Source organism: Flavicella marina (genome assembly GCF_009193215.1).
Classification (GTDB): domain Bacteria; phylum Bacteroidota; class Bacteroidia; order Flavobacteriales; family Flavobacteriaceae; genus Flavicella; species Flavicella marina.
This window is the reverse complement of record NZ_VYVA01000002.1, coordinates 367,222-384,045: the sequence shown is the minus strand read 5'-3', so window position 1 is coordinate 384,045 and position 16,824 is coordinate 367,222. Positions and strand designations below refer to the sequence as shown.

The following is a 16,824-nucleotide window of genomic DNA, read 5'->3' as shown; positions in this document are numbered from 1 at the left end:
AACATAAAATAAGTATAAGCTCAGTGGTTCGGCTGACAATTATTCGATTGTCTACCTCCCACACTAACCTTATACAAAAACGTTAGGCAACATAAGATGACAACCAAAATCTGTACATTAATAATCATACTGATATCAATAATTGGATGTTCAGAATCTATTGAAAAATCAAAAACGAAAAATGATTTATTAAAGAATAATTTAATTGGAAAAATTAAATCTATAAAAACTGAATTATTTGAATATTCTCTGAAAAATGACTCTTTAATAATTGGAGAAAAAATTAATTCTTATTCATTTGACAGAAATGAAATTTTAGAATTCAACAAGTTAGGTTTTTTGACTTCCAATATTGAGTTTTACTCCAATAATGCAGTATCATACGAAAGAAAATACTCATATGATTATAAAAACAGATTACAAGAAATCTCTGAGGTTGATCATTATGGAAAAAAATCGAAAATTTTTAATAGATATTATTATAATGAAAATGATAGTTTGACCAAAGTCGAATATCAAAAGGATGATTTCGAGAGAATAATATTACTTGAAAGAAATAAAAATAATCAATGTATTAAAAGAACTGACTATGTAAAAGACACTATTCAAATGACTTTTACATTTCAATATGATAATAACGAAAATATCATTATGGAAAACAGTTATTTAAAAAATGACATCATATCAAAATTAATCTTTAGAAGGTATGAAAATAACCTAGTCCAGTTTGAAGAGATTACACAATTCAATAAATATGACACTATAAAAGAGCGAAATTTCTTTGAGTACGATAAAGAAAATAGAATTTCTAAAGCAAAAAGTAATTACATAAATGAAAATGATTATACACTAACAATCAACTCTTATCACAGTAACTCAAAACTTAAGGAACAGACTTGGAAACCGATTGGAGCAAATAAGTATTATATTTCGACACAAAAATGGAATAAAAATGGAAATTTAATTGAATATTCCAGAGAAGATAATGAAACTGGAGAAAAAAATATTTGGAATTATAAGTACAAATACGATAAAGTTGGAAATTGGATTTCAAAAGAAAGCTTCAAGGAAAACAAACCTTTAAATATTTTAAAAAGAAAAATAACATATTTCGAATTATAACGTTGCCTAACACCGTATAAAATTAATGTGGGTTTTTATGGTTTTCTTAAAGTTTTGGTTTATTTATAAAGTCCGCTTAAACTTATTTATCTATTTTTAGGTCGACAAGATAAAAACTATAAAATAAGTATAAGCTCAGTGGCTCGGCTGACAAAATAAAGTTTGTCTACCTCCCACACTAATCTTATACAAAAACGTTGGGCATAATTTGAACGAAATGAAAAAAATATTGATATTTTTATTAATAGGAATTTCTAATATTACAATTTCACAAACGATTACAGAAATTGATTCTGTTTCTAATGTAATGTGTGATTTCCTGAAAAATTTAGAAATCAAAAATGATACGCTAAAAATAAACTCATTATACGAAAATCAACTTTATCCTTATTTAGGAAAATTTGAGCAATCTAAAACTCAAAAAATTGGACAACAAGTTTATTATAGACTTCAAAGAAACTGTATAGAATTTCGAAATTTATTGGACAGATTGGAACCACCAAAAGAAGACACTAGGAGAATCTCGGAAAAACCAAAACCCGATATAACAAAAAAACAACTCAGGAAATTTAAAAATCAAGAGGAATTTTATTATTTCGAAGTTAATGGAGATACAACAAGAGTCACAATGAAAAAAGGGAAATGGACAGATTCATTTTCTAATAAAACAACTTCAAATCTGACTTATAATTGGGTTAACAAAACAGAATTCGAATTAGTCTTTTTGGAAAGTAATAATGAATCACGATCAAATTTTAGTGTGAAAGGAGATAAATTTATTTATCAAGTTTTATCGAAAGAAGATGGCTATTATCAAATGACTGTAAATATTCCTGGACAAGAAACTTTCGAAAAATTTAAAATGTATTACGAATAAAAACTACGCCCAACACCGTATATAAAAAATTGCTGCACTCCTTCTCTGTTGAAAAATTCAGTACTTTTATAACAAATAAAATACTATGAAAATTCGCGTTCAAAAAAACGCAACTTTTCATATACAAAAACGTTGTAAACAATTAAACATATTGTAAAATCCTGAAATAGGTTGACTAAAAATTAAACATGAAAATTGTTGAATTATATTTTATTTTATTTTCAAAATTACATGTAAGATTCTCACGAAATAAGGACGACCATTTTTATTTACCACTACTGATTATCAGTTTTATTTTTTCTTTTAATCTATTCATTATTTCAAGATTGTTTATAGCTCTAAGTCCCTTTTATCATGTAGGCTTAACCTTTCTGGTATATTTTTTTTTAATACTTCTATTTGGTTCAAAACGGAAAAATGAAAAAGCATATGTTCGGAATTATGACTTGAAAAAGAAAACAATAATATTATTGATTGCATTATTAATAATCGATATTTTAAGTCTTGCTAAAACAATAAATTACATGCGAGAACAAAATAGATTAACCAAGGCTGAAAAAATATATGAAAAGAAATTAGATTTTAATTTAAACGAAGAATAATCTGAACATAAGCGATAAAACTGCATACAACACCGGCTATAATAAATTGCTTCGCTCCTGCTAGCATTCAAAATTATTTTTCTAAATTACGGTCTTATAAAAGCTATGAAACTAAAGGTACGCAGTTTTAAAACACTCATCATGTTTTGGCTCAAGTACTGGTCGGTTCGGTTCGCCAAAACGGGTCGTTTTAAAACCGCCAAACGCAACTTATCATAGCCAAAAACGTTGTAAAACATTGCAAAAAAATGGAAAAAATACTAATTACCGGAAATGGATTTGACCTAAGTTACGGCTTACCCACTCTATACTCTGACTTTATTAAAATTTTAAATAATTTAACTAATAATTCAGAAATTACTATTGAATCAATTTATTCCAATGTAAGTAGCAGCGAATTTATTTTGAGTAACTATAACAATGTTAAATTTGACTTTGATGAGATTGAACGATTTAAAGACGAATTTACTTCTAACAAATGGTATGCGTTCTTCAAAGAAGAATTAGAAATAGATACGTGGATTGATTTTGAAAATCGAATAGAATTAGTGGTAAAAAAAGTATTAAAAGGATATGAATTAATTGAACAAAATCTTTTTGGTAGTCGCACTATTTATGAACAGGAAGGCGAATTCAGCCAAGATGTTATAAATAATGATCGAGAACTTGTTTATATCTTAGATAAATTCGGAATTTTTAAATCCGATGTGTCTGGTCAATATCTTGAATTTAACAAAAAATATCTCAAAATAAGATTGGAGTGCATTACAGGCGTGAATATTAATAATATTGCATATTCATTAGAAACTGAATTAGAAGATTTTAAAGTAATCTTTGAAAAATACTTTACTCTTTTTGTTTACCCATTTTATGAAACAATTAAATCAACGGAGAATAATATCTTATTTAATAATATAAATAAGCATTATACATTCAACTATACTTCAACTTTTGAGCAAATATTTGGTTTAAACGTTAGCACACATTTACATGGAGAAATAAACAACCCTGAAAATCAAATAGTTCTTGGAGTCAATAATATTAATGTAGAGATTTCAAATGGGAATCCTTTTATTAAATTCACAAAGGGTTTCCAAAAAATTCATGGAGCAATAAAATTTTCATTCATCAAGGATTTAGATAAGGGAAAATCAAATAATGATAAAAGCTTTTTCTTTATGGGACATTCACTTGATACTTCTGATCAAAAATATATCGATGAAATTTTTGATTATGTAAGTTTTTATAAAGATTCAAAAATAGCAATTATATACCATAACAATGATAGTCGAGCTTCACTGATAAGTAACTTACTGAAGATTAGAAATGAAGCGAATATAAACAGTTTACTAAAAAACAATCAGCTTAAATTTCACACAACTAAGTCTAAAGAACTGAATGAATTGTTGAGTGAACATCTAATAACATTGGAAGATATCCTATAAACGTTTTACAACACCGTATAAAATTAATGTGGGTTTTTATGGTTTTCCCGAAGTTTTGGTTTATTTATAAAGTCCGCTTAAACTTATTTAGCTATTTTTAGGTCGACAAGTTAAAAACACAAAATAAGTATAAGCTCAGTGGCTCGGCGGACAAAATAAAATTTGTCTACCTCCCACACTAATCTTATACAAAAACGTTGGCACCAATTCGAGAAAAAATTCAAAAATGAGAAGAATATTAGGAACTTTAATTGCGATTTTAATTTCGCAAATCGGATTTAGTCAAGATTATCAATCTGAATTCCAAAAATATTGTCAAACTAATGACACAGTCAATCAATTAAAAGTTTTAACCAAATGGAAATCTGAAAGACCAAAAGACGCTGAACTTTATACAAGTTATTTTAATTATCATTTTATGAAATCTAGGAAAGAAATCCTTACTACGTCAACAAATGAGACAAAAGGAGAAGGATTAGTTCTTAAAGACAGTTTAAATCAAACAGCGGGATTCTTAAGAAGCGAAATTCATTATAACCAAACGGAATTGGAAAAAGGATTAAACATAATTGACAAAGGAATTGAACTTTATCCTAACAGACTCGACATGAGATTTGGAAAAATATATGCTTTAGGAGAAATCTCTAATTGGAAAAGCTTCACTTCTGAAATAATTAAAACAATTAAGTATTCCATCGTCAATAACAACACCTGGACATGGACGAACAACGAAAAAAAAGAGATCACAAAAGAGGAGTTTCTTTTAGACATACAAACTTATCAATTACAAATATATAATACAGAAGACGATAACCTACTTATTTACATGCGGGAAATCGCTAATGAAATTTTAAATCATTACCCAAATCATATTGAGAGTTTATCAAATATTTCAATTACATATATACTAACTGGAGAATTTGACAAAGCCATAAGTACATTGTTAAGAGCTGAAAGAATAAACCCGAAAGATTTTATAGTCCTAACAAATATTGCACACGGATATAAACTTAAAGGCAATAAAGAAAAAGCAATTGAATATTATGAAAAGACAATCAAATATGGTGATGATAGTGCAATAAAATTCTCAAAACAACAAATACAACAACTGAAAGAACAATAACTGGTGCCAACACCGTATATAAAAAATTGCTGTAATTCTACTCTTTTGAAAAATTCATTACTTTTATAAAAAACTAAATACTATGAAAATTCGCGTTTCATAAAACGCAACTTTTCATATACAAAAACGTTGGCAATAATTAAAAAAATGAAAAAGACAACATTCCTATTATTATTAATATTAAGTTTTGTAAGTAATTCACAAACTATCGAAAACGTAATCCTTGAGAGTAGAACAAAGCTATTTAACGAAAACAAAGTCAAAGCTGATAGTGGTGATGCTAAAGCTCAGTATGACTTGGGACAAATGTATCATTATGGTGTAGGAACAAAAATAGATAAAATAAAAGCATTTGATTATTATGAAAAAAGTTCAAATCAAGGAAATTTAGAAGGTAAATACGCATTGGCAACTTCGTATTACTCTGGAGATGGAGTAAAAAAAGACAAGAAAAAAGCAATTGAGTTATTCACTGAATGTTCAGAAAAAGGAGATTATAACTCTAAATTTAACTTAGCCAATATGTATTTCTACGGAGAAAGTACAGAAGTTAACCAAGAAAAAGCATTTGAGCTTTACCTAGAATGCGCTAAGAATGGAGATACTAATTCTCAAATAATAGTAGGAATGATTTATTACAACGGATTTGGTATTGAAAAAAATAAAGAAAAAGCAAAAGTCTGGTTAAATAAAGCAAAGGACGAAGGAAACAAAATGGCGACACAACTTATCAAAGAAATTGATGAAAAAGAAGTCAAATAACTATAGCCAACACCGTATAAAATTAATGTGGGTTTTTATGTCTTAGCCCAAAGTTTTGGTTTATTTATAAAGTCCGCTTAAACTTATTTATCTATTTTTAGGTCGACAAGAATAAAAACATAAAATAAGTATAAGCTCAGTGGCTCGGCTGACAAAATAAAGTTTGTCTACCTCCCACACTAATCTTATACAAAAACGTTCTACGCAATTAGAAAAATAAACCTGTGAATTTTAAACTAACAATCATATCACTTTTAATTTGTGCCAATTTAATAGGACAAAATAATTTAAAAAAAGTAGACTTGAATGAAAATTTCACTTTTCAAAAATATTCACAAGAGGAATTGAACGAATATTATTTTGGACTTAAGCGAATTAAAAATTCTAAAGTAAAATATCATTTTCGCTTTGTGCAATACGGTCAAATAGTTGATTTAGAAAGTAATAATGGAATTGAATTTTCAGGAAAATTAATTAATGAAATAACAGAAAGTAAACCAATCAAAACTGACTATGGAAATGATAGTGAACCAACTAATTATGTATTTCAATTAGTCGAACTAGAAAAAGAAAAATCAACTAAAATTGGCCAGTTAATTTTAAAAGAAGAATTATATCAAATCCCAACAGACACATTGATTAATAATTGGAATTTTAATTGGCTACATTGTGGTAGTATAGAATTTAATTACAAAACAGAGAATAATTTAAATACTGCAATATATACTTGTCCTTGGAATCAAAATGACACTATAAACGAAGTAAAACCCATTAAGACTATTTTAAGTCAAATGAACGAAGTTCTTCTACTGAAAGAAAAATATTCAGAATTCACGAGTAGATTAGAAAAAGGGAAATTCTATTCCAAAGATGGATATATGCAAATGTATATAATGACAGAAAAAGAATGTCAAGGTTGGAGAAAAGGAAAACCAATTAGAGATTATAAAAAATCAATAAAGGATACTATAGATAATTATCTTGAACAAAAACTTAATGAATTAATCCCAAACTCTACTGAATTGAATTGTTATGATAATTACAATTTAACCTTTTCAAAAAAAGGAAAACTGAAAAGTATGAAAGTCGACATGGGGTTTTGGGAAAGACTTTCTGACAAAGACTATAAAAAATGCAAACGAATTTTAAAAAAGGCTTTTAGAGAGATAAAACTCGATTTTATTGACCCAAAATATGAATTTACTCGCGAATTAAGTTTCGGACAAAAAGGAATTTATATTTACGACAATATGGTATACTGAATAAAAAACTGCGTAGAACACCGTATAAAATTAATGTGGGTTTTTATGGTTTAGCCAAAAGTTTTAGTTTATTTATAAAGTCCGCTTAAACTTATTTATCTATTTTTAGGTTGAAAAAGATAAAAACACAAAATAAGTATAAGCTCAGTGGCTCGGCTGACAAAATAAAGTTTGTCTACCTCCCACACTAATCTTATACAAAACCGTTGTAAATAATTATGAAAAAAAATATTCTCGTTTATTTATTGTTATGTTTTTGTTCAGTATATGGACAAGAAATACAATTTGTAAATGCTCCAAATGGATTAATTATTAGAGAAAATTCAAATATAAATTCAGCTCGAATTGGTAAACTAAATTTCGGAGAAAGAGTTTATATACTTCAGAAAACTAATATTAAATTTGAATTCGAAGATAATGGGACAACCATTACTGGATTCTGGAACAAAATCAAAGATTTTAACGGAATACAAAAAGGGTTTGTATTTAGCGGATTTTTAACACCAAATGTACCGAATTTAGGAGACACAGCTGAGAAATACTATTTAACAACGATTCCTCAATCCGTGCGCGATAAATACTGGAAAAACATGTCAACTTCAAACAATAATGAAATTTTAACTTTTCACCTTAGAAATAATAAACACGAGAATTTACATGAATTTTCTATTTCGAATTTAGAATTTTATGAGAATTCATCTGTATCTGTAAGCACTGTGAATAACCTTGAAAATGTATTAAAAGTTATCATAGTGGAGGTTAATTATGACTCATGTTGCTCGAATCATTATTCAACATACTTGCTATTAAATAATAAAGAAAACCTCATTGAAATTCCTCAAATTAAGAATATGCATTGTGATGGTCCTGAACCGTATAAAACTTATATATTTCCTGAGGAAGAAAATGGAGAAGAGAATAAAATATTGTTAGCGAAAATAACCCCAAAGACAAAAAAAGAGGAAGGAAAAACAGAGATTCTGAAGAAATATACTTGGAATGGAGTTACACTTTCTGAGAATTAACTATTTACAACACCGTATAAAATTAATGTGGGTTTTATGGTTTAGCCCAAAGTTTTGGTTTATTTATAAAGTCCGCTTAAACTTATTTATCTATTTTTAGCTCGACAAGATAAAAACATAAAATAAGTATAAGCTCAGTGGCTCGGCTGACAATAAAAAGATTGTCTCCCTCCCACACTAACTTTATACAAAAACGTTGTAGTTAATTAAAAAAAACATTAAGTAGATTTGAATGAATGAAAATTATATCTAGCTCTTTTTTATTAATTCTGCTAATATTGAGTTGTCAAAACAAGACTTTGCCTACGACCAAAACATTTGCTTTTTACCACAAAAGTAAAATAGAATATTTTACTGATTCTACTGTAATCTATCTTAATAATCCTGTTAATTGTCCTTTAAGGTATTTTTTAAAATCTAACAATCAGTCTATTAAAAAACTTTTAAATCAATATGACACGATTACTTTGAAACCTTTAAGTGATAGTATAATTGTAATACGCCATAAAAACTTCATTTTAAAAGAGAAAATTATATTAAAAAACAAGTATGGAAACCCTAGAATACCAATTAACAAGTATCCAATATCACTTCCATTTAAAACCAATACAAAATATAAAGTTATCCAAGGTTATAATGGTATCTATTCACATAACCACATTGGGTCTTTATATGCAATTGATTTTAACTTAAGAATAGGCGACACAATCTGTGCTTCAGACAATGGATATGTCGTTGGTGTAATAGATTGCTATTCTGAAAACGGTGATAGAGAATGGACTGACTATGCCAATTATATAACAATCTATCATCCGAAAAGTAATCTATTTACTCAATATGTGCATTTGGATAAAAACGGAAGCCTAGTAAAACAAGGAGACACCATTAAAACAGGGCAGCCTATTGCAATTTCTGGATATACTGGATTTACTAATCATCCTCATTTGCACTTCAATGTAAAATGTGCTACAGACTCGAATTGGATATCTCAAAAAGTTAATTTCATTGAAGGATATAAAGGAATTGATTTAAAAAAGAATACAATTGTAAAAAAATAACTAACTACAACACCGGCTATAATAAATTGCTACATCACTATTAGCTTCAAAATTTTATTTCTAAATTGCAATCAAACAAAGCTATGAAACTCGCGTAAAACAATTTTAAAACACTCGGGCAGTTTTGGCTCAGCTTGTTTGCGGCTCGATTTCGCCAAAACAGGTCGTTTTAAAATCGCCAAGCGCAACTTATCATAGCCAACACCGTTAGGCATAATTAATTTAAAAAAATGACTAAATATTCTTGGAAAATAAACAGTCAAAATGGCTTAAGTAAGTTTTTAATTTTAGATAAATACTCTATTTGGATTTCAACTATTAATGAAAAAGAAATTTCAATAGAGAAAGCAATAGAAGATAAAAAACTATTTGGAAAAACTAAATTTTACAAATTCTATGAACTAGAAAACATTATTTTTGATGAGGATAATCAGAATATTATTCTTAATTATCTATCAGACGAAGATGGAAAAAGCAAACCATCAGTAGAGATTAAATTAAATACATCTGTTTACCTAGATTTTAAAAACATCATCTTAAAATTAAAAAATACTCCCCTGAAAAACATGACATTTTTCGATAGAGAAAAATCTGTAATTTTTGCTTTAGGAGTAACAGTTATAATAGGAATAGTTTTGTTATACACAATCGGACTATCAAGACAAACTATTGGAATTTTAATTGGTACGACAGTTACAGAAATAGCAATTTTAAAAGGTTTTAATAATGCTCCAAAAAACGGAAAAATATTGAAACTAAATTAAAACTATGCCTAACACCGTATATAAAAAATTGCTACACTCCTATTCTGTTGAAAAATTCGTTACTTTTATAAAAAACAAAATAGCTTGAAAAATCGCGTTTCAAAAAACGCAACTTTTCATATACAAAAACGTTACCAAAAATTGACATAATGAAAATCCTATTAAAAAACACTATTGCATTAATTCTCCCATTAATAATATTAACTTCTTGCTCAGAGCAGAAAACTAGTTATCATTATTTTTTTAGTCAAAATCTAAATGGGAAAGTAAAAAACATTAAACAATCTATCTATAATGTGGAAGAACGTTTTGGGGAAATTGTGATAAACAAACCTAAATCAGGTGGACTAACTGAATATTCCGATTTCTGGATGGTGGACAGTAAAGCATGGTTTGATTTAACTTTCGATAAAAACAACAACTTGTTAAAAGAAAAACTATTTTATAGCAGTTACGATTTCAAAACCCCTTCAGAAACAATTATTTACAAAAACAATATTGGAATAATATATGACGAGAAAGGATTGGAAACGGGAGATAAAATTCATGTCAAAACTAAACCTAACTTAACAATTTGTGAAACAAATTGGACAGACAAAGACGATAAAATTACTTATCGAGATCATTTTATCTACGATAAAAACCTATTAACTGAATATTTAGAGTTTAGCGTAGAAGATGGTAATGAAGAAATAGCTTCAAAACGTTCATTTGTGTACAAAGACAACTTATTAATTCAAGAAATATTTTATGATTCTAAGGGACTAGAAAAGTTAAAAATTGAACATGAATATAATGATAACCGGATTAGAAAAAACTCATTAATTTCAGTTCCAAATAAATCAATTAAGAAAATTGAATATGACTATAAATTTGACAGCAATAATAATTGGATAACCGAAGTCACAAAAATTAATGATAAACCTATATATATTGTTAAACGTGAAATTGAATACTACAAATAAACCTTTTGGTAACACCGTATAAAATTAATGTGGGTTTTTAGGGTTTTCTCAAAGTTTCTGGTCTCTTTATAAACTCTCTTACACATATTTGATTATTTTTAGGTCGACAAGATAAAAACATAAAATAAGTATAAGCTTAGTGTCAGGCTGACAAAATAAAGTTTGTCTACCTCCCACACTAACTTTATACAAAAACGTTGGCAGTAATTAACTCACTTAAGAAATATGATATTTTAGTTATTAATTTATCCACTTGGATTGTTTAATAATATTTCAAAATCATAAAAATTCTAATTTTCAACTTTAATAACCACAGTTAAAAATTTAGAATTATGAATTTGATAAAAACACCAAACTTAGTTTTCAAAAAAATCAGTTGTAAATATTGTAAAATTATAATTTTTCCAATATTAATTCTTTCAGGCATATATTTATCAAGCTGCGAAAAAGATGAATATAAACCAGAGAACAATGATGAGTATTATATTAAATATATCGTCGAAAGTAATACAATGTATAACTTATATCGAAACGTTAAAATTAAATCTGAAAATAATTCATTTAAGAATTATACATATAAGAATTCAAAATGGGAAATAACAATTGGCCCTGTAGAAAAAGGGTTTCAAGCGTCATTAACCGCAAAATATGACACATCACAAAATCTTGCAAGAACGTATATCAACACAGAAATACAAGTAAGTAAAAATAATAGCCCTTTTGTTTTGAAAACTGGGGATTACAATACAAAAGTTAGAATGTCATCTTCCACAAATTATACTATCAAATAATGAAAATAAGATTAAGAATTCGCTCGTTTACAATTTGAGTGTTTAAAAGTGTAAGAAACAATAGTAATCTTGAATACATTCGGAAATGGCAAGAATATTTGGAACAATAGAATCATTAAAGTCTTTAAAACTTGAATTAAAAGATAAGGGAGTCTCAAGGTTTAATTCTGTAAAAGATTTAAAGAGTTTTTTATCTAATTATAACTCTGAAAAACTGGAAATCATTAATCAGATTACAAATAATTTAGAAAGGGAATATTTTGAAACATGTATTAATCTTGAACAAAGTAAAAAAACAAAACATGACATAATCAAAGCCGAAAGACTTTTAATTGCAAAAACTCTCAGTAAATTAAATATTAAGATTTTTGAATTGGAGATGAATAAAAGTGATAACTTTTTTCTCAGAATATTCTTTACAATGAGAACTTATTATTTAAAAAATAAGTATAACCAATATGAAAAAAATCAAATTTCTAATCTAGAAAATTTAACGAAGGAAATATCTGAAATAATAAATAAAGATGAGTTTTTTATAAAAAAATATAAAACCGAGAAACAAAAAATTATTGAAAAAAGAGCAAGTAAGAAGATTGCAGAATTAGAACATATTTATAATGTTATTCAAAATTCAAGGAATTTAATAGCTGGAGCAATTGGTGAAAATATGGTTGTTAATGAAATCAACAAATTATCGGATGACTATGTTTTAATTAATGACTTCAATTTAAATTTTTCTTCACCAATATTCTTTAAAAAGTATAATCAAAGAATTTATTCAATTCAAATTGATCACTTATTGATTTCTAAAGCAGGAATCTTCATAATTGAAACAAAAAACTGGAGTAAAAAATCCGTAGACTCTTTAAGTTTAAGATCACCTATTGAACAAATTGAAAGGTCCAATTTTGCATTATATGTTTACTTATCTAATAATATAACTCTTAGAGATCATCATTGGGGAGAACAACAAATACCTATTCGAAACTTGATTGTAATGGTTAACAACAAGCCAAAGGAAAAATTCAAATTTGTAAACATCAAGTTAATAAATGAACTTAATAATTATATAAAATATTTCGAACCTGTTCTAACTAACAATCAATTTGAAACAACAATAAATAAATTGGTTTAAACGAAACTACTGCCAACACCGTATATAAAAAATTGCTACACTTCTACTCTCTTGAAAAATTCATTACTTTTATAACAAATAAAAATTGCATGAAAACTCGCGTTCCAAAAAACGCAACTTTTCATATACAAAAACGTTGTACACAAGCACCCTAATGTAAAATCCTGAAATAGGTTGACTAAAAATTAAACACTTTTAGTTAAACTATGGAGACAAACAAAAAACCACCATGCCGAAAAAAGAACTACAATAAAGTAGGTTTCGAACTCAAACTTTTCATCATTGATCAAATTCATAATGGTAGAATTTCTATCAATTATGCAGCTAAGAAATATGATATTTCTAGACCAACTATTCAGTACTGGATTAAAAAATATAGTACTTTAGAGCAAAAGAAATTAGGCATGAGTAAACAAGATGAAATTAAAAAACTCAAAGAAAAAATAGAGGAATTGGAATTTGTAAAAGACTTTCAGCAAGACGTAATTGCAGACATGGAACTTATTACAGGAGTCGATATGTCAAAAAAGTCATTGCCCAAAACATTAGCAGACGAGATTCAGAAAAAGAAGCAAAACCGTTTAAAAGAAAATGGTTAATACAATGTTTTGGGATTAGTAAACAAGCCTTCTATAAACGCTTGAAATCTCATCAAATAAAGCAAAACAACGAGCTTATTTTAATTCAAATGGTTAAGCAATGCCGTAACAAGATCGGACAGCGATTAGGTGCTAAAAAACTGTATCATGAACTAAAATCAGATATCAAAAAACAAGGTATCAAAATGGGAAGAGATAAATTCTATACTTTCCTTAAAGTCAATAGACTACTGGTACCTAGAACAAAAAAATTCCATATAACAACCAACTCTAATCATCACTTTTACAAGTATAAAAACCTGATAACAAATAAAATTCCAACCAGAGCAGAACAACTTTGGGTAACAGATATTACCTATATCAAAACGCAAAAAGGACATAGTTATTTAGCTTTGGTAACTGATGCATATTCTAGGCAGATAATGGGCTATAAATTAGATTCACATATGAAAACATCACTTTGTTTGGAGGCACTATCTATGGCTCTTAAAAATCGTAAATACCCAGGTGAAAAATTGATTCATCATTCCGATAGAGGAATACAATATTGCAATCCAACCTATACCCTATTTGCAGAATCAAACGGATTAACCATGAGTATGACAGAGAAATATGACCCGTATGAAAATGCAATTGCTGAGAGAATTAATAGAACTTTAAAATATGAATACGGGTTAAAACTTACAATTAAAAACACTAAATTAGCACAGAAGATTACAAAAAGAGCTATTAATATTTACAATAATATTCGACCACATTTAAGTCTAGATTTAAAAACTCCAAAACAGGTACATCTAAATCAAAATATTGACTACAAATCGTATCGAAAAAACAAAAACAAACTCGAATTATTAAACCTTTAAAACTCAAAAAAAGGTCAACCTATTTCAGGACAATACAAAATGAAACACAAAAAATTTTTTTATGGAATAATGATATTGTTTTCAATGTCGACTAATTCACAAACTAATCTTGAGAAGATATTTTGTGAAATACCAATTAAAACAATTGATAGTTTTGGTTATTCAGCTAGGAAAAAATTAATTGAATTACATAAAATAAATAAGGGATCAATTTATAAATTTGAAAAATCCTCAAAATTTTATGAAACCTTAACGGAACTAACACAAACAAAACATAACAAAGGGTTTCAAATAAGAACATCTCTTGGATTTGCCGATTATTACCCTAAAAATGGATACCTACACCTAATCGAGTCTAGTTATGATAGTCAATCGATGAATATTGTACAAATATGTTTTTGGAATAAAACAAATAATGAAAAACTTGTTGTCATTAAGGAACTACATGGGATGGGGTTTGATTATGAAGATCAAGTATTAACTTTTTATATTTATGACAATAACGAATTTAAATCCATTAAAAATTCAGATGTCTTAGAAGAGATACAAATATCAGACGTCTTAGATCTGGATAGAATAAAATTAGACAATGTTGATATTTTAGAATTCAAAAAACTATTCCCTGATATTTTACAATTAGATTATGAATTACCGATCGAAGGAAAAGACATAATTTTCAGCATAATGATTGAAGAGTATTCGCATGAAAATGCTGAAAAAATCAATAATAAACTTAAAACTTACCTTTACGATAGTTTCGTATATAAATATATTGATGGAAAATTTATAATCGAAAGATACTAAACCCAACACCGTATATAAAAAATTGCTACGCTCCTATTCTGTTGAAAAATTCAGTACTTTTATAACAAACAAAATATCATGAAAAATCGCGTTTTAAAAAACGCAACTTTTCATATACAAAAACGTTATGCTACATTATGAAAACTGACCCAAATTTGAGAAAATATCAATTATCTTTTTGTACAGTGTGTACAAATAAAGAAATAAACTTCAAGGAAGGAACAATATGTAGTTTAACAAAACAAAAAGCTGATTTCATAAAAGAATGTGAGAATTATTCTGAAAACGAAAAACTAACACAAGAAAGAATTGAAAAGGTAAAACAAAAAATTTACGAAAAGTATCCTAAGCAAAACTTAGCGAATAAAATTTTCTCGTCTCAATTCTATAAATCGAGTAGTGAAATAAAAGCTAAAAGAGTTGAAAAAACCAATATAAAAAATACGAAGTACGACTCAACACATTTTAAGGTTCTGTTTTTTATAATGCTTATCTTTTTCTTTTACCTAGTTGTTACAAAATTTGACAAACTTTTGGAAATTGAAAATAACCAAAATGAAATATATAATTTTGGGTTTCATTTAATCTTTATTGGAATTTTATACTATGCTGGTTTTATAAAGAAATACAAAAAAGACACAATAAAAATAGATGACTTCGGAATACATTTTAGACAATCAGAATACGGAATAAAGTATGAAAATAAAACTGTGAAATGGAATGAGATTCTGGAATATGGAATTCTGACAATACCACATAAAAATTTGTACAGCTATAATATAATTTTAGGAACAAAAACTCTCGAAATACTGAAAATGGATGTTACGAGTATGGAAATAACCCCAGAGGAATATATTGGAATTATAAATGAAAAATTAAAAAACGTAGCATAACAATGGCTATAAGTAATTGCTACTACTCGCTTACTTTGGAAATTCCGCAGGAATTTCCAACTTGGTGTGTACTTGCAAAGTTTCGTGCCAAACCACGCAACTACTCATAGCCGAGACCGTTGTAAGTAATTAACATCAAAACAAAAATTGGATAACTTAATCAATAAAATAAAGAGTCATATAGACCTTAGCTCAAAAGCAGAAGAATATGTAGTTTCTATTGCAAAAGAATTGATGGTTTCTAAAGGTGATGTCCTGATTCGTCAAGGACAAGTTGTGAAGAACACTTATTTTGTCAAGGACGGTTGTTTAAGAGCTTACTGCATTGATAAAAACGGGAAAGAACACACTCTACAATTTGCTATCAAAAATTGGTGGATTAGTGATTTTATTGCAATCTATAATAATGAGTTATCTACATTAACTATAGAATGTATCGCTGATTCCAAGATAATCGGATTTAATGCTAAACTACTAGATGGAATATATTCGAAATTCCCTGAATTTGAAGCTTTTCAAAGGAAAAACTTAGAGAGACATGTAGTTAGTTTGCATAAAAGGATTTTAAACCAATTGCAACTAACCGCTCAAGAGCGATATGAATTATTTCTGAATCAATATCCCGATATTGAGCAATACGCTCCTAATTATCACATAGCATCTTATTTGGGAATTACACAACAAAGCTTAAGTCGTATAAGAGTAGAAAACTCAAAAAAATAGTTTTCTTACCA

At 27.6% G+C, this 16,824-nt stretch carries 18 protein-coding genes; all 18 read left to right on the top strand.

Annotated elements, in window-relative coordinates; all coding sequences use genetic code 11:
- Positions 1-96 precede the first annotated feature (96 nt).
- The 18 genes from F6P99_RS06550 to F6P99_RS06465 all read left to right on the top strand — a co-directional run bounded on the left by F6P99_RS06550 (position 97) and on the right by F6P99_RS06465 (position 16,813).
- Positions 97-1,122 (top strand): hypothetical protein, encoded by a 1,026-nt coding sequence (locus F6P99_RS06550; RefSeq protein ID WP_152286660.1) that lies wholly within the window; start codon positions 97-99, stop codon positions 1,120-1,122.
- 217 nt (positions 1,123-1,339) lie between these two features.
- Positions 1,340-1,999, top strand: coding sequence for a hypothetical protein (locus tag F6P99_RS06545; RefSeq protein WP_152286659.1), 660 nt, complete (start codon positions 1,340-1,342; stop codon positions 1,997-1,999).
- A gap of 188 nt (positions 2,000-2,187) precedes the next feature.
- The gene (locus F6P99_RS06540) at positions 2,188-2,601 is read left to right on the top strand and encodes a hypothetical protein (RefSeq protein ID WP_152286658.1); all 414 of its coding nucleotides are present in this window, start codon (positions 2,188-2,190) and stop codon (positions 2,599-2,601) included.
- A 248-nt stretch (positions 2,602-2,849) separates the two neighbouring features.
- Positions 2,850-4,046, top strand: a complete 1,197-nt coding sequence (locus F6P99_RS06535; RefSeq protein WP_152286657.1) for an AbiH family protein — start codon at positions 2,850-2,852, stop codon at positions 4,044-4,046.
- A 226-nt stretch (positions 4,047-4,272) separates the two neighbouring features.
- Positions 4,273-5,169: a tetratricopeptide repeat protein gene (locus F6P99_RS06530; RefSeq protein ID WP_152286656.1), complete on the top strand. Its 897-nt coding sequence runs from the start codon at positions 4,273-4,275 to the stop codon at positions 5,167-5,169.
- A gap of 147 nt (positions 5,170-5,316) precedes the next feature.
- Positions 5,317-5,931: a tetratricopeptide repeat protein gene (locus tag F6P99_RS06525; RefSeq protein WP_152286655.1), complete on the top strand. Its 615-nt coding sequence runs from the start codon at positions 5,317-5,319 to the stop codon at positions 5,929-5,931.
- 302 nt (positions 5,932-6,233) lie between these two features.
- Complete coding sequence (locus F6P99_RS06520; RefSeq protein ID WP_152286654.1) at positions 6,234-7,193, top strand: hypothetical protein; 960 nt, start codon at positions 6,234-6,236, stop codon at positions 7,191-7,193.
- A 218-nt stretch (positions 7,194-7,411) separates the two neighbouring features.
- On the top strand, positions 7,412-8,218 hold the full coding sequence (locus tag F6P99_RS06515) for an SH3 domain-containing protein (RefSeq protein WP_152286653.1): 807 nt from the start codon (positions 7,412-7,414) through the stop codon (positions 8,216-8,218).
- Positions 8,219-8,517: 299 nt separating this feature from the next.
- Complete coding sequence (locus tag F6P99_RS06510) at positions 8,518-9,276, top strand: M23 family metallopeptidase (protein WP_193316015.1); 759 nt, start codon at positions 8,518-8,520, stop codon at positions 9,274-9,276.
- Positions 9,277-9,506: 230 nt separating this feature from the next.
- Positions 9,507-10,040, top strand: a complete 534-nt coding sequence (locus F6P99_RS06505; RefSeq protein WP_152286651.1) for a hypothetical protein — start codon at positions 9,507-9,509, stop codon at positions 10,038-10,040.
- A 149-nt stretch (positions 10,041-10,189) separates the two neighbouring features.
- Positions 10,190-11,005: a hypothetical protein gene (locus F6P99_RS06500; protein ID WP_152286650.1), complete on the top strand. Its 816-nt coding sequence runs from the start codon at positions 10,190-10,192 to the stop codon at positions 11,003-11,005.
- Between the two features lie 332 nt (positions 11,006-11,337).
- Entirely contained in the window at positions 11,338-11,796 is a 459-nt protein-coding gene (locus tag F6P99_RS06495) for a hypothetical protein (RefSeq protein WP_152286649.1), read from the top strand.
- 85 nt (positions 11,797-11,881) lie between these two features.
- Positions 11,882-12,931 (top strand): nuclease-related domain-containing protein, encoded by a 1,050-nt coding sequence (locus F6P99_RS06490; RefSeq protein WP_152286648.1) that lies wholly within the window; start codon positions 11,882-11,884, stop codon positions 12,929-12,931.
- A gap of 206 nt (positions 12,932-13,137) precedes the next feature.
- A complete protein-coding gene (locus F6P99_RS06485) occupies positions 13,138-13,530 on the top strand; it encodes a helix-turn-helix domain-containing protein (protein ID WP_152286647.1) in 393 nt (130 codons plus the stop codon).
- Entirely contained in the window at positions 13,464-14,393 is a 930-nt protein-coding gene (locus F6P99_RS06480) for an IS3 family transposase (RefSeq protein ID WP_317162573.1), read from the top strand. The genes F6P99_RS06485 and F6P99_RS06480 overlap by 67 nt, the downstream gene beginning before the upstream one ends.
- 84 nt (positions 14,394-14,477) lie before the next feature.
- Positions 14,478-15,197, top strand: a complete 720-nt coding sequence (locus F6P99_RS06475; protein ID WP_152286645.1) for a hypothetical protein — start codon at positions 14,478-14,480, stop codon at positions 15,195-15,197.
- A gap of 137 nt (positions 15,198-15,334) precedes the next feature.
- The gene (locus F6P99_RS06470; RefSeq protein WP_152286644.1) at positions 15,335-16,090 is read left to right on the top strand and encodes a hypothetical protein; all 756 of its coding nucleotides are present in this window, start codon (positions 15,335-15,337) and stop codon (positions 16,088-16,090) included.
- Between the two features lie 147 nt (positions 16,091-16,237).
- Positions 16,238-16,813: a Crp/Fnr family transcriptional regulator gene (locus F6P99_RS06465; protein WP_152286643.1), complete on the top strand. Its 576-nt coding sequence runs from the start codon at positions 16,238-16,240 to the stop codon at positions 16,811-16,813.
- Positions 16,814-16,824: the final 11 nt, after the last annotated feature.